We start from the raw sequence: 15,311 nt of genomic DNA on the forward strand, positions 1-15,311 counted from the left end.
ATTGGAGCATAACAATTAAAAAAAAATATATCAATACTAATAAAAACAGAGTGTTCTAATTAACGTCAATAACAACTACTTTATATCATTAAACATACTGACTTAATGTATTACAGTCAGCCTTAGTTGCGAATATTTTGTCATAAGTCACTTTAACTATCTGAAACTGTACAAAATTTCGATTAAAAGTTAATCCATGTGATTTTTCAATCAGCATGCATAAAATAAAATTCTCATCATTATCTAAAACAAAATACTTTTTGGCTTCTTTAATAGCGGATGATTTTAATATTATATGGTCACCTTTATGAACGCGCGGTTGTTCACCAACACTCGATTCAAATAACCAATTTTTGGGCATAATAGGTTTGTGGAACTGGTTAGCAACTAAGGCATGCAGAATAATCTGAGATCTTAAAGCTGGCCAATAATCGCCTAATGCAGGACCTTCAAAAAGATCCATATAATTAGCAACATCTTCAATAGTAAAAAAGACTGGTTGATCAAATTTTAATATCAGCATTTCGGGTTTATACACAATATCAATAACTCTATCCCCCATATTGAGGGTTAATATCGCCCTATTATGATCAAACAGCCAATACCAATTTGCTTGCGGTCTAAAATCAATTATTCGATGCGTTTTTTTACACAAAGTCACTTTCACCTATCACTGCTCTGCACAAACAGAGCGGTATTATAAATTAAATATTATTGACAATATTTTTAACTAATTGAGGGCCATGGTAGATAAAACCGGAATAGATCTGCACTAAACTTGCACCTGCTTGTATTTTCTCTTTGGCAGCAATCACATTATCAATGCCACCCACGCCAATAATGGGAATCTCTCCTTTTAATTGCGCGGCAAATTTTGCAATCACAGCGGTACTTTTATTTTGCAAAGGACGGCCGCTTAAACCACCCGCCTCACCTGCATGCGACATACCTTTAACCATGTCACGATCAAGGGTAGTATTAGTCGCAATTAAACCGTCAATTTTGTATTCGAGCAATGATTTGGCGATTGAGACAATCTCCTGGTCACTGAGATCCGGTGCAATTTTTAAGGCAATTGGCACATATTTATTGTATTTAACTTGCAGTTCAGCTTGACGTATTTTGAGCGCAGCAAGCAATTCATTCAGTGCATCACCATACTGTAGCGAACGTAATCCGGGCGTATTAGGTGAAGAAATATTAACCGCAATGTAATCGGCATAAGGATAAACTTTATCCATGCATAACAAATAATCTTCTTTTCCCTGTTCCACCGGTGTTGAGAAATTTTTACCTATGTTAATACCAATAACACCTTTGAAATTACTTTCTTTCACATTCTTAATTAAATTTTCGACACCCTCATTATTAAAGCCCATACGGTTAATAATACCGTCAGATTCCAATACTCTGAACATACGTGGAGATTCATTACCGGGCTGTGCAACGGGAGTTACCGTACCCACTTCAATATGCCCAAAACCCATTGCGCCGAAGGCATCAATACATTCGCCATTTTTATCTAAACCCGCAGCCAAACCCACTGAATTTGGAAAAGTTAAACCCATGACCTGCACTGGTCTTTGCTGGACCCTCTGACGATAGATAAAATCTAAGGCAGTGCCCTGGGTTAACTTTAATTGTTTGATTGAAAAGTCATGGGCTTTTTCAGGATTTAACATAAATAAAAAACTGCGCATAATTTGATAAAACATAAGTAAAACCTTTCATAAAAAGTGGATAAAATAATATTGTATTTATTGTACTCTGTATCTGTTAAACAAAAACAATAAAATCATATAAGTTAGCTATACCAAAGGAATTAATGAAGTGATCAAGTATTGCGAAGGAAAAATCAGCACTAACAAGGCGAGAATTGCATTCGATCGTTATTCTCCTTCACAAAATAGTACGGAACTATTTTGAACAGCTTCAGCTGGCCACAACGTGGTGAAGAACAGCACGTTCTGAATACATAAAATCGTCTGGAACGATTTTGAACAGCTTCAGCTGGCCACTAAGCGGTGAAGAACAGGACGTTCTGAATAAAGCTCACAACGCAGTTAGGGGTAATTTTAACCAGCAAGCGTGATTACCTTTTTAGTTCTTTTGGTATTAATTAACCATAATACTTTGATAACCGTGCACTCGCACTCGCCAGCCCTTTAACCAGTGCAACTCATTGCTTGGGGCATTTTTAACACGACGGGTTAATACTTCATCGGCCGATAAAGCAAATGCACGCAGAGGATCATCGTATTTAAGCGGCATGGTTAATAAAACTTGTTTTAATCCCCATCCCTGTCCCTGGTAAGCTTCTTTTGACAAAACCCCCTCACCTTTAAAATTAATATAATCCAATAGCGCAAAAATACCCTCAGGCAAAGCCGTTAAACGGGCAAGCTGGTAATGAATTACTTTCATTTCCGTTTTATTACTATTAAGGAGTATCAATGGAATACCGGTTTCTAAACGTTTTATAATAAACTGCACTTGTAAATCAGAATGCTTATTTAGTAAAAGTCTTAACTCGGTCAACTGTGGCTGGTCAAATTCCCGGTAAAATTGTTCGCGACTTTTCCATGGAGCCTGCTCACTGCGCGCAAGCCACGCGGGTAGAACAACGCCACTATTTTTAAAAAATTGCAATAATTCAGGGAACTGCTCTTTAAAGGGACCTTTTTCTACCCCCGGGTACCAAATAAAATGCCCCAAACCCAATGACGGGAAATCTTCATTTTTATTCCAGGTGGTCAGATTTTCCTGTTTTTGCTGGCCTTCATTTTTCCATATCAGCTGACCTAATTTCTCTGCCTGTTGACATGTCAAATTAATGCGGTAAGCCTGACTAATACAACTTAGACTGGTCAACAATAAAAAAAAGCAAAAAATAACACGCAACATCAAAAATTCCTTTTATAAATAGCAGACTAGAGACTCATTAAAAATAACACCTTATTCGCGCCCGGGTAATTTTTTCCAAGTCACCTTGTCGCGCAAATAAACAGGGGTTGCCAGTTCAGGTAAAATATCTAATGATTTATCGATGCAGTTAATCACTTCATCGAGCATAAATCTTGCGCTGGGAAACTCGATTTCTGTTTCTTCAGGCGCGTTAAAGTGCTCGGATAATTCAGGATAAGCCGCCCAACCAGAGCCCACTAACACAGCATTTTCAGCAATGTTTTCCTGCCGTGCGATTAAGTCAGCCGGTTTGATCACCACCTCATCATTCACTAACACCATTAATTTTTTATCTAATTGGTAATGCCCAAAATAAACCTCACCCATCCGCGCATCAATCGCCGCATAGACATCCTGAGCGCCCTTCATCTTAAAGGCTTGTTGTGCCATCGCCTGTAATGTTGAAACACCCACCATATTTTTTTCACTGCCAAAGGCTAAACCCTGTGCAATGCTGATACCTATTCTCACCCCGGTAAAACTGCCCGGCCCACGGCCATAAGCAATAAAATCCATATCAGATAAGTTTACTCCCGCGGATTGTAAGACTTGCTCGACCGTGGGCAAAATTTTTGTTGTATGCTCACGCGGTGCCAGCATAAATTGATCATTGATGACTTGCCCCGCCGCCGTTTGGCAAAGCACCGCAACTGAGCACGCTTCCGTTGAAGTATCGACACATAACACATTTAACTTTTTGAACATATTTAGCCTATCTATTCCAGTGGGTTCCCTCGGGACAGGGAAATTTGATTTATTCGAAGTGCCTGCTGTTGTGCAGGAATCTAGTTAATATTAATGATAACTAATCAATCGTTTTTAAAAAATCGATTGCATTATCTAAGGAGCGAGTACGCGGCATGCAAGGTAAACTATTGAGAAAGAGATTACCATATTTACGGGTCACCAAACGTGTATCGCAAACGATCAATACACCTTTATCTTTTTCCGCCCTAATCAATCGCCCGACGCCCTGTTTAAAAGTAATAACAGCTTGTGGTAATTGCACTTCGGCAAAGGGATCTTTACCCTTTAATTGCGCATCTTCCATCCGCGCTTTTAATAAAGGCTCTTCAGGAGAGGTAAAGGGAATTTTATCGATAATAACACAGGATAATACCTGTCCACGCACATCCACCCCTTCCCAAAAACTACTGGTTGCCACCAATAAGGCATTACCGTGGTTAATAAACTCATCAAGCAGTGCTTGTTTGCTTTTTTCCCCCTGCAACAGGACCGGAAAGGTCAATGTTTGACGAAACCCGGCCGCCAGCTGATTCATCATGGCATGACTGGTACATAAAAAGAAACAACGCCCTTTACTGGCGCGAATAACCGGCGCAAGTTGTTCTACCAGCTTATCGGCCAATCCCGGTGTGCCCGGCTCAGGTAATAACCGGGGGACCACAAATAAACTCTGCTTTGCATAATCAAAGGGGCTGGCTAACTGTAAACACTGGCTTTCTTGTAAACCGAGCAGCTCAGTAAAATGATCAAACTTGCCTTTCACGGATAACGTTGCCGAGGTAAAAATCCAACTGGCCTGTTTTTTTTCACATTCGGCCTGGAAACGCTGTGCAACACTTAATGGGGTGATATTTAATGAAAAATGTTGTTTTGTACACTCAAACCAGTAACTGAACCCACTTTCATTCACACTGTTGAGTTTTTTAAATAACAGGGTGAATTGGGTTAAACGCTCAAAACAATGGTCTAAAACGTCACTTTTACCTAAGCGTTCAAGGATCACTTCCTTTAAAAAATCCATCACCTGCAGGATACGATCAACATGCAGCTGCATCACCCGCTCTTTAGACTTATCACGCCAGCTGCCCGTGCCTTTATCAATCGCAAAGGCCATCCGGAAATCTAATGCACTTAAACGTAGCTGATCCGCCGCTTTAGACATCTGTTTTGCTTCACGAAGCTCAGTGCGATAAACAAACTCTATCTCTTTAGCAAGCTCTATTAACTGCCGGCTGGACAGGGATTCGCCAAAATACAGGCTGGCAATATCGGGCAGTTGGTGGGCTTCATCAAAGATATAAACCCCCGCCTCGGGGATCAGCTCTCCAAAGCCAGTTTCTTTAACGGCTAAGTCTGCAAAAAACAGATGATGATTAATCACCACAAGGTCTGAATCCATGGCTTTTTTGCGCGCTTTAACAATAAAACAGTCATCAAAACTGGGGCACTCACGGCCTAAACAGTTGTCATTGTTACTGGTAATAGAGGGAATAATCAATGCATCTTCAGCCAGATCTTTGATCTCAGCCAAGTCGCCGGTTTTACTGGTAAGCGACCAGTTTTTTATTTTTATCAGCTCTATTTGTAATGCTTTTTCCCGCTGTTTGGTTTCCAGCATAAAACGCGCCAGACGTTCATTACAAAGGTAGTTGCTGCGCCCTTTTAAGACAGTCACGGAACCAGTGAAATTAGTCGCGGCCATTAATAAGGGTAAATCTTTTAAGAACAGCTGTTCCTGTAGCGCTTTACTGCCCGTCGAAATAATAATTTTTTCACTGGAGGCTTTATCAAAAGTTAATAACGCTGGCGCTAAATAGGCAAAGGTTTTACCCGTCCCCGTTTCAGCTTCAACGACTAAATTTTGTTTTTTTGTAATGGCCTGTGTGACAGCGTCAGCCATTTCAATCTGCGCATCCCGAGAGATAAAAAAAGGCAGTTGTTTACTTAAGGCACCCGAGGCTGAAAAAAAAGATGAGATCAAAGTTAAGGACTCTACAATAAAAAAGGCGGATGATCTGTATTCTACTTGAATTGAAAGTATGATCACAGGCTAATCCATAAACTGTGATTTAATATATGAGCGAGCAAAGCACTAGCAGCAAAACGTTTGGTTTCTCATGCTCGTTCCCATGCTCCGCACTGTAATGGAAATACCGTACTGGTTATTTGTAAGCCTTCGCTTAAGAGCTTTTGGTGTCACTTTCACTGTTGGTACTCCGCCCTGACGGCGTGTTACTTTTTTATGCATGGTAATGCACTTTAAAATTGAATCTACTATGTTAATAACGCATTGGTTATTCGTAAGCTTTCGCTTGTTGGCGCTTGATTTAACTTTTATTGTTGGTATTCCGCCCTTGACGGCGTGTAGACAATAAGAAACCGAAAGGCAGTTTCGCAGTTCTAGCTATTCATGCTCTTTGAACAGCCAAAAAAAGGAAGCAAAAGGCAACCCATTCACAATGGGCAACCCCATGACCTTTTTAGCTCTACTCTTGATTTTATTATTTTATGGCTCTAAATTTTTAAGAAGTAGATCGTAGTACCATGAAAACGCACCTGACAAAACAGCAACCATAAACGTTATGATTAGGTTAGCAGTCTGATTTGATGTGTCATTAAACAGAGAGAAAATTAAAACAAAAATCATTAATGCAGATAAGATGTTTGAGGAAGTCACAATAAGCCATCTAAAAGTGCTCATTATGTGGAAAATCACAGTTTTCATAAAGTACCCATATTAAATAACACTGCGGTTATCATTACATTTAACGCCCACATAAGCGGACAAAAATTGTTGGTTAAACGTGTTGATCAACGAAACATAACCAACTGTTTTTATTCCGTTTAAATATTTTTTTTATGCCATTTTATCATCAAGTATTATCGATTTATCGTATTTTTCTGCTAGAATTCGAAAAAGTTCATACTGAGGGTTTTCCTCTTAAGGCACCCAAGGCTGAAAAAAAGATGAGATCAAAGTGAAGGACTCGCCAATAAAAAAGGTTGATGACCTGTATTCTACGTGAATTGAAAGTATGATTATAGGCTAATCCATAAACTGTAATTTAATATATGAGCGAACATACTTTACCGGGAAAACTGGGGTTGGAATTTAAGACCATTAAGGCGATGGTGGCTATTTACTGTCAAAAACATCACAGTAGTACAGCTCTAATGTCAGGACAAAAAACACTCTGCGCTTGCTATGCTGAATTTATCTTATATGCCAATGAAAAATTAGACCGTTGTCCCTACGGACAGAATAAACCGACCTGTAATAAATGCCCTATTCATTGTTATAAAACAGCGCAACGCGAACAGGCCAGAATCATTATGCGTTACGCAGGACCCAGAATGTTATTAAGTCATCCTATTTTAGCGATAAAACATTTACTTGCAGAGCAGCGGCCAGTGCCGGAAAGTATTCCAGATAAAGCGTCGAATAGGCATATTCGGAATGCGGATAAATAGTAGCCGCTTTGTTTTATCCTTGCTAGTGCTTGTGATGATTGGTTTCACTTTCATAGATGGGGTTCAGCCCTTTGATCGGTACCGTATTCCTTATTCGTAAGCATTCGCTTGTGAGCTTTTAATATAACTTTCATTGTTAGTATTCCGCCCTTGACGGCGTGTAGACGATGAGAAACCGAAACTCAGTTTCGCAGTTCGAGGGAGTCATGCTCTTTCAACATCAAGAGCAAAGTAACCAAAAGAGTGCCGTCCGAAACGTTTTTTATTCTTGTCCGCTCAATAACTTCTTAACGCACCGGCTCAGACAGCACATCCATGTGCAGAGCCGAGCCTAATGAAATCAAAGGGCAAGCAGAGCTTACCCGCTCATAAACCTGAACTGCCGTAAATGACACCGGGCGTCCTGCCCTACGCCTTTCAGGTCGTTGTCGTAAACTCCAACGTTCAAATTTTTCCTGACAAATTTGTCGCTCCATGTTTCCACTTGCTAAAGGAATTGATTGAGCAATAAAAATGGTTGGAAATTGTCTAGCCGTTTTGGTTTGGTTATTTATCAAAAAGTTTGGGTACCCCGCTTTTGTCCTTGTTGAGTAACTTAATTCTTAAATCACATCATTCATATCAACAGCATAATCTGCAGTTCTTAATTCTTTTGCCAAAGCAATTTGCCAATTACTTGTATCCATTGATGTATAAACAATACCCGAAATGTCGTTAGGGGTTTCAACATTTCCAGTAACAAGAGGACAAACTTTAGAACGACCGAGCTTACCAATAAGGAAACCATGCTCAAAAACCACATTTTGCCTTGCGCGACCTGCAAGTTCAGGATTATCCTTGTTTTTACCACCAATATCGCATGGGCTATATATGACGACACCAAAACCAACATTGGAAAACGCTTCAATTTTTTCAATAATTGTTTTACTAGCATTAGGTTGCTCATGAATAATTATTGGCTCGAATCCTAATTTCTCAATGAATCGAGCAACTTCTAATTTTGCAGAATCATCATGACCATGGACTATAAATATTTGTGAATAATTAACATTTTTAGATTTGTCATTTTGAATGGAATTGACTGAAATGAGTTCTCTAGATTCTGGAATTAATTCCAATCTTTCAATTATTGACTCAAGACGGTGGCATTTATCTTCTACCTTTACAGTAAAATCATTTCTTTTTTCACCTAGTGATTTTTCTCCCCTAAGAATACTCATTCCACCTTTGTATCGATTATACTCTAGAAACAATTCTTCTGATGTAAAAAGCCGTTTTAGTAATTGTTTATTAAAATCATCCCACTTTGCATACTCTTTGCCTGCATCATGTAATTGCTGAGAGTTTTGAATTGTAATTTCTAATAATTCATTACTTTTGTTAATTCTATCAGTAATTTTTATCTCCGCTTCTTGTTGATTCACTGCTAGCTCAAGAGGAATTACTGTTATTGGTAACGATGCTTTTTTTCTTGCCATAAATACTCCCATGCATGAAATAAGTTTAGTCGCCGTGTTCACCAGCGAGTAAGTTGGTGCTGTTTTTACCGATTTTTCTTTTAGCAAAAATGCGATAACTGTCTCTAGTACGAATGCAACGTCTCGTTATGTTGCGACATCTCAGTCAGTCAATTCTAATTCCAACGGTGCTTTAAGCTCACAAATTCTTTGACTAAAACTACCAAGATCTAATTTGGGAGCTGATCGTATTTTATCTACTCTATGATGTTCATCTTTTTGGCCCGGCTCAACCTGATGAAAGCCTCTTGGATTGGCATTGGGGAATAAACCTATATCTAACATGTAAGCAGAATAACGAGTTCCATCACTATTTGATGCGCTAATATTAGGATTTACCAAATGAAGAAACCGTAAATCTACTAATTCTTTAATGGCTTGATTAATTTGAGGGTGGTTTTGAACTTCTGAATTTGAAAGGAGGAATGCATTCCATTTTTTATTATCAATTATGTCCCCTTTAATTATCCATAAATAATGCTCAAGCAAAACATCTTCATTTGCTGCATCTTTTTTGAAGTGTTCCATCTTATTTGCAACACTTTCAATAGCTTTCTCAATAACGTTTGGTTTTGAAATTGATTTTCCGCCACCAAGTGATGGACCTAAGGAAATCAGAAGGCTAAAAAAATCTCTCGGCACTCCGCCTGATGCTAGACATAAAAATCTAAATGCATTATCAGTTATCAATTTACTATAGTCGATTTCAACGCCAACTTTCTCATTAATATGCTTTAGTAATTTTTTCATGAAAGTTACTAAAGCATCAAAATCTTGAAGACTATAGTCGAGATTTAGCGGTTGCGCGTCATGAGGGATCTCTACACCAATATAGCTGCTATCTTGAACATAAAGTTTACTTCGATGCTTTATAGTAGCGACTTTAAGATATAAAGGAGTATTCTTTGATACTCTATGAAAAAAATCTAAAAAATAGGGTTGCTCATCCTTCCTTATAAAATAAAAGTCATCTAGTATCAGGTAGATATCCTTACCAATAAACGCCGCCACCTCAGAAAACAGCTCTTTAATATCGGTTAATTTATTCTTTAAAATATCAAGCTTATCGATTTTAATTTGTTTTGATGTTTCTATCTCTTCAGATGCTTCAGAACCTGACTCAAACCCACTTCCTCCAACTTTACCTTTCCCCTTACCAAAAACCTTACCAGCCTTTGTTTCTTTGAAGGACTTATCATATTCATCAGGATCGATTAATTTCTCATCAAGTGTTTTTATTTGCTTTGTAAGCTTTCTCTTTAAAGGTAATGCTTTCATCCAGTATGCTAGTGCGTATTTACCGTGCACTTTCTTCACAATAGGCAAAAGTTGCCTAAGTATTGATTTCTGAACTTGAATAATTGAGTTTGGAAAACTTATATCTTTAAAATCTTCCATATTTACACTAATACAAGAAAATTCACTCCTTTGCCCTAAAGATTTAAGCAGTAGTGACTTACCAGAACCTCGACGTCCAAAGATTATGTGATTTTGCCTAATACTAAGACGATCAATGTTGCCTTGTGCATCAAGGTATTCAATTGAAGTTTGGTCCGTTACGCGCATATTCTCTTCGATATATCTTAGAACTTTTACGATATCATCTGTATTATTCATTTGCTTCCTATATACGCTTAGAAAAAAGACAGGGCTACTTTTGCTTTAGTTGATACGCTTTAAGCATGGCATAGCGACCATCTCAGCACCCAAACCTTTTTTAGGCTAACAATCTGATTTTTAACAATTTAATAAGTTTATGTCCGAAAGTTTTTTAATACAGCACTTTTGGCTGTGTTGCCGCAAAGCGGCTTAGTTCAACAAAAAGTTTATACGGAATAAAAACAATTGGCTACGTTTCGCTTCGTTTAACATTTTAGAAAACAATTTTTTGTCTGCTTCAGCTGGCGTTATATTGTCATCTACATGCTTATACAGTGATAATTTTAGGTTTTAACTTACTCTCTAAAGAATACTGCTTTTTAGGATTTCCTTGAGCTCTGGTCCTATGATTACAAACTCTGCCTGTAGCATACTTGCGAGCGTTCTCCTGCACCTTTATTCTGCAGTTCCCTTCAAATAACACAAAGCCTAATTCATTTGGATCTCCATTTATATTGAATAGTGGCCTAAAGCTTGTGTTAAATGTAGTAGTAGCATTACCATGAAAATTGGGGTTTACAATAATTGAGATTAGTTCATCTTTTGACGTTGCTTTTAAAAATTGAGTGTTTCCCGTGCAATAACTCTTCTTTTTAATAATATGAGTTAGAACCATCATTTGATATGACATAGGGTAATCCTTATAATTTACGTTTATTATATTTTTATTTTATCTCACAACCTTATGATAAATGTCAACTAATTTAAGTGAAGCAAGAAAAGGCTGGACATCCATACTTCCGTGCCATTCGAACAATAGCCGTGTGGTAAGGTCTTTCATTAAATATTCGCCAACAATGATGGGTCGCTAAGTTAAATCAGGTAGTTGAAAAATTGAGCTTTAAGCACACAACCAGCGTTGGCAGTTTGCTGCACCGTGGCGGCGCTTTCTGTCTAAATTTTCACAGTATTCAGTTAAAAAATACTAACCATGCCACCCATTTTTCTATTGAGCACGAGATACTATGGCGTCTTTAATATAACGCCCACAGAATCAATAAACTTGCTAACCATGCCACCCATTTTTATAAAAAATAACATAGCCTCTTTCAGCATTCATTTTGATAGAATTTTATGACCATTCATACGCATCAATTGAACTTATTTTAATAAACTGGGCTCTAGATTGTGAAATATGAGGAATATGACTGTTTTAAACCAGTAGAAGAAGCTTGATATCAATCAAGCAGAAAATGACTTACAGGTAGTTGAAAAATTGAGCTTTAAGCACACAACCAGCGTTGGCAGTTTGCTGCGCCGTGGCGGCGCTTTCTGTCTAAATGTTCACAGTATTCAGTTAATGCCGGTAAGGCACCCACCGCCCCTTTAAATAAATGACCAAATTCGGTGGTGATTTTAAGCCAGTTCTCTGCAGGAATATTAAGTCTATTGAGGATATCTTGACTGCTTGAACTAATGGCACCACGTTTATCTTCTCGTATAATTCGACCAGTATCTTCAACAAGCACAATGTAATCCATCACACTGAACATCAACCCGTCAGGTATATTAAGGCGTTCATCGCCTACAAACGGCAGTAATTCTGCAGGTTGCTCTCCTTTTATGGCTGAGTGAATTCGACGCTGAATGCTGGTGTAATCTGAGGTTTCAAGGGTTGTCGCCATCTTGGCGCGAATCGGGTTTAAATCAACATACGCCATACAAGCCAGTATCGCTGCTTCATCAAGTAATGCCTGGGATTTAAAGCGTCCTTCCCAGAAGCGACCAGTACAGTTGTCTTCTTTATTGGCCTGTCTGGCAATCGGCTCACTGAGTGAGCGCATAAACCAACTGATGTCGATTAAGCGATGACGATATTCGGTAATGCAGTTAAGAACAGTTTCAAGCTCAAGCCCATGAAGGTCTTCACCTTTAACAAATTTCTGCGTCAGTAACGTGCCTTTAAAGCCTTTATGCCATTGAACAAGCACTGCTTTATCAGACCAGCTATTGGCTTTATCGGCATTCACTTTAAGGACAATATGCAAGTGATTACTCATCACTGCATAGGCACAGATATCAATCGCAAAGATAGTCGCAAGCTCAATAATGCGAGAGTCAACCCACTCTCGACGATGTTCATAGTTCTCACCAGTTGTGTTATCAATGCCACATAAAAATGCTTTACGTACAACACGTGAGCAGCAGTGATAATAAGGTGTGTCATCTAAGCTCACTATCGTTTGTCTTGGTCTGGCCATCATTTATTACCTGCAAGTAAACAAAGGTAACTAAAGACTAGACCAGTGCTTAAATATTCGCCAACAATGATGGGTGGCTAAGTTAAATCATAAATATTCGCCAACAATGATGGGTGGCTAAGTTAAATCAATGACGTTCTACATGCGTTAACAATCTTTTCAATATGTATCAACACAGGGTTTATCTTCCATAATCAACAGTGTCAGAAACGTTAAAGTAGTGTGTTAACAACGTTCACCGCTATTATCCCTTTGTCGACGAAAAATCCATCTACTGATCTTCACCGCTTAGTCTTGTATTCGTTATATTTTTCCAGGCAAAAATTTCATTGATTGGCTGTGGTTTACCAATGTGATATCCCTGGGCAAAATCAACACCTATATCTTTTAATAACATCAATATCTTCGCATTTTCAACAAACTCAGCAATAGTAATTTTTCCGGTTAAATCCGCAATTTGCTTAATACTACGAACCATCGCACAATCAACTGTGTCGTTTTCCATATCTTTCACAAACTGTCCGTCAATTTTCAAATAATCAACTGGAAGTTTTTTAAGATAAGCCATTGATGACATACCACTGCCAAAATCATCGAGGGATATTTTCGCACCGCGCTGATGAACCATCGCAATAAACTCAGTGGCGATATCCAGATTCTCGATTGCTGCTGTCTCAGTAATTTCGAATGAAATTTTTTGTACGGGTACCTGAGCGTGATCCAATGCCTCGATCAAAAATTGATGAAAATCACGATCACCAACCGAATTTCCAGATAAGTTTACGGCAATAATATGAACTTTTTCCAACTCATCGGCATGGGTTTTCATCCACTTTAATACGTTATTTACCACCCAATGATCGATTTGCGTGGCTAAGCCAAATTGTTCAGCGGAAGCCATAAATACCGCAGGCGAGACCAGCGCTCCACCGGTCTCACGTAAGCGCAACAGAACCTCAAAATGTAGTCCTTGTTCTGCTTGTTCATCCAGTGCCATAATGGGTTGGGCAAAAAGTTCAAAGCGATTCTCATCAATGGCTTGTTGCAAGCGTGATGCCCACTGCATCTGATCTCGCTGCTCCATGACAGTTTTGTCTAAATCTGTATACATGTGCACCCGCCCGCGACCTTCATGTTTCGCAGCGAAACAGGCGATTTCTCCAGCCTGTTGCGCTGCTTCGGCATTATCCCATCTCCCATCCAAAGGCACTACGCCTATGCTGGCACCAACATGATAAAATTTATCTTTGTGATGAAAACGAATTTGTGCGATTTTGTCACAAACGTCTTGAGCTATTTGTTTAGCTGCTTGCAGATCACTGCTCTGAAATAAAATAGCAAATTCATCCCCCCCTATACGCGCCACCAGATCTTTAGCACGCACGGTTTGAGTAAGTACCACCGAAATCTCTTTCAATAGAGTGTCTCCAGCAAAGTGTCCACAGCTGTCATTGATGAGTTTAAACTGATCCAAATCGATGCAACACAATACATGTGCAACACCAGGAGAAATTGATGACTCAAACATTTCAAGTAACATCCGATCAAATTCTCTGCGGTTCGCAAGTCCAGTCAAATGATCATGACTGGCACGATGATACGCCACTTCCTCCCTCAGTCTTTTTTGGCCGGTCACATCACGAAAAACCATAACGACACCGATTATTACATCACCAGGGGCAAAAATCGGTGCTGCAGATTTCTCTACCCAATACTCATTACCATCCTTACTGAGCAATACTGTGTCGCAAACTGGCCCAACAATGGCACGCTCGTCCAGACAACGAGCAATGGCGGTCTTTGCCACCAGCCGAGTATGTTGATTAATGATGTTAAACACCCTGGTTACGGGTTGACCTATGGCGTCGGCCAGCGCCCAGCCAGTTAGGTGCTCTGCAATGGGATTGATATACTCGACTACTTGCTGTTCATTGGTAGTAATAACCGCATCACCGATAGAACTTAGCGTCACCCGCGTCCGTTCAAATTCATTGGACAACGTAAGTTCCAATGCTTTTCGCTCGGTAATATCGTTAATATAACCGTGCCATAGTGTACTGCCATTGGCCCGGGCTTCAGGGGTGGCATTCCCCTCCAGCCAGCGGATGCCAGCTTTGGGTAAAACCACCCGATATTGTTGATGCCATACAGTGAGGTTTTTGGCAGAATCGGCAATCTGCTGATGGATCGCTTCTACATCATCCAAGTGAATGCGTTTAAAGGCTAAATCTGCGTCTTTTTTTAACTGTAGTGGGCTTAACTCATAGACATTACGTATTCCCTCACTCGCGTAAGGAAAACGGGAACTACCGTCTGCACAGAGCAAAAATTGGTAGAGGGCACCGGGAACTTGTTCGGTTGCTTTTTTTATATTAAACAATTCATCTTCCAGACGCTTGCGTTCATTGACACGAATGACTACACATTCGGTATAGCTCTCTGCGTCCACATTTCGTCGCACGGCATTAAAAATGACCGGAATATCGATCCCCTTTGCGCCAGCCAGAGACATGGAAATCTCTTCAATATGACCCTGAACATGCAAGACTGTCATCACTTGCAGATGAAACAGCAAACGGTTGGATGATGTCAGCAACACATCCAAATTTTTACCCACTAAGTCTGGCAAAGTAAGGTCAAGCATAGTGGCTAAGGTTTGATTAGCCGTCATTATCTTTAAGCTGTTATCAAAGATAAACAAGCCACAGGGTGCCTCATGAAGATTAAATTTTGAAATGTCCACTTTAAATAT

Annotated in this window: 12 protein-coding genes; 1 reads left to right on the top strand and 11 read right to left on the bottom strand. The window is 39.4% G+C overall.

From position 1 onward, the window contains the following. Positions 1-88 precede the first annotated feature (88 nt). From PING_RS11845 to PING_RS11865, 5 genes are all read right to left on the bottom strand, one after another. Complete coding sequence (locus PING_RS11845) at positions 89-655, bottom strand: cell division protein ZapC (protein WP_011770599.1); 567 nt, start codon at positions 653-655, stop codon at positions 89-91. A gap of 49 nt (positions 656-704) precedes the next feature. Next, positions 705-1,715 carry a quinone-dependent dihydroorotate dehydrogenase gene (pyrD, locus tag PING_RS11850; RefSeq protein WP_011770600.1) on the bottom strand — a complete coding sequence of 337 codons (1,011 nt, stop codon included), beginning with the start codon at positions 1,713-1,715 and terminating at the stop codon, positions 705-707. A 400-nt stretch (positions 1,716-2,115) separates the two neighbouring features. Continuing rightward, on the bottom strand, positions 2,116-2,904 hold the full coding sequence (locus tag PING_RS11855; RefSeq protein WP_011770601.1) for a hypothetical protein: 789 nt from the start codon (positions 2,902-2,904) through the stop codon (positions 2,116-2,118). A gap of 51 nt (positions 2,905-2,955) precedes the next feature. Beyond that, positions 2,956-3,669: a tRNA (adenosine(37)-N6)-threonylcarbamoyltransferase complex dimerization subunit type 1 TsaB gene (gene tsaB, locus PING_RS11860; protein WP_011770602.1), complete on the bottom strand. Its 714-nt coding sequence runs from the start codon at positions 3,667-3,669 to the stop codon at positions 2,956-2,958. A 100-nt stretch (positions 3,670-3,769) separates the two neighbouring features. Beyond that, entirely contained in the window at positions 3,770-5,752 is a 1,983-nt protein-coding gene (locus tag PING_RS11865) for an ATP-dependent DNA helicase (protein ID WP_408635125.1), read from the bottom strand. A 1,031-nt stretch (positions 5,753-6,783) separates the two neighbouring features. Here PING_RS11865 and PING_RS11870 point away from each other — a divergent pair. Next, positions 6,784-7,182: a nitrous oxide-stimulated promoter family protein gene (locus PING_RS11870; RefSeq protein WP_011770604.1), complete on the top strand. Its 399-nt coding sequence runs from the start codon at positions 6,784-6,786 to the stop codon at positions 7,180-7,182. 287 nt (positions 7,183-7,469) lie between these two features. On the opposite strand, the gene PING_RS11875 is transcribed toward PING_RS11870, so the two are convergent. The 6 genes from PING_RS11875 to PING_RS11900 form a co-directional block, all read right to left on the bottom strand. Beyond that, the gene (locus PING_RS11875) at positions 7,470-7,658 is read right to left on the bottom strand and encodes a hypothetical protein (protein ID WP_041766447.1); all 189 of its coding nucleotides are present in this window, start codon (positions 7,656-7,658) and stop codon (positions 7,470-7,472) included. A gap of 126 nt (positions 7,659-7,784) precedes the next feature. Beyond that, on the bottom strand, positions 7,785-8,660 hold the full coding sequence (locus PING_RS11880) for a TIR domain-containing protein (RefSeq protein WP_011770606.1): 876 nt from the start codon (positions 8,658-8,660) through the stop codon (positions 7,785-7,787). Positions 8,661-8,801: 141 nt separating this feature from the next. After that, on the bottom strand, positions 8,802-10,316 hold the full coding sequence (locus PING_RS11885; RefSeq protein WP_011770607.1) for a hypothetical protein: 1,515 nt from the start codon (positions 10,314-10,316) through the stop codon (positions 8,802-8,804). Positions 10,317-10,626: 310 nt separating this feature from the next. Next, a complete protein-coding gene (locus PING_RS11890) occupies positions 10,627-10,989 on the bottom strand; it encodes a hypothetical protein (protein WP_041766449.1) in 363 nt (120 codons plus the stop codon). Between the two features lie 592 nt (positions 10,990-11,581). Then, on the bottom strand, positions 11,582-12,559 hold the full coding sequence (locus tag PING_RS11895; protein ID WP_041766451.1) for a transposase: 978 nt from the start codon (positions 12,557-12,559) through the stop codon (positions 11,582-11,584). A gap of 271 nt (positions 12,560-12,830) precedes the next feature. Next, a complete protein-coding gene (locus PING_RS11900; protein WP_198134684.1) occupies positions 12,831-15,302 on the bottom strand; it encodes an EAL domain-containing protein in 2,472 nt (823 codons plus the stop codon). Between the last annotated feature and the right edge of the window lie 9 nt (positions 15,303-15,311).

Origin of the sequence: Psychromonas ingrahamii 37 (assembly GCF_000015285.1) — a bacterium.
GTDB classification, from domain to species: Bacteria; Pseudomonadota; Gammaproteobacteria; order Enterobacterales; family Psychromonadaceae; genus Psychromonas; species Psychromonas ingrahamii.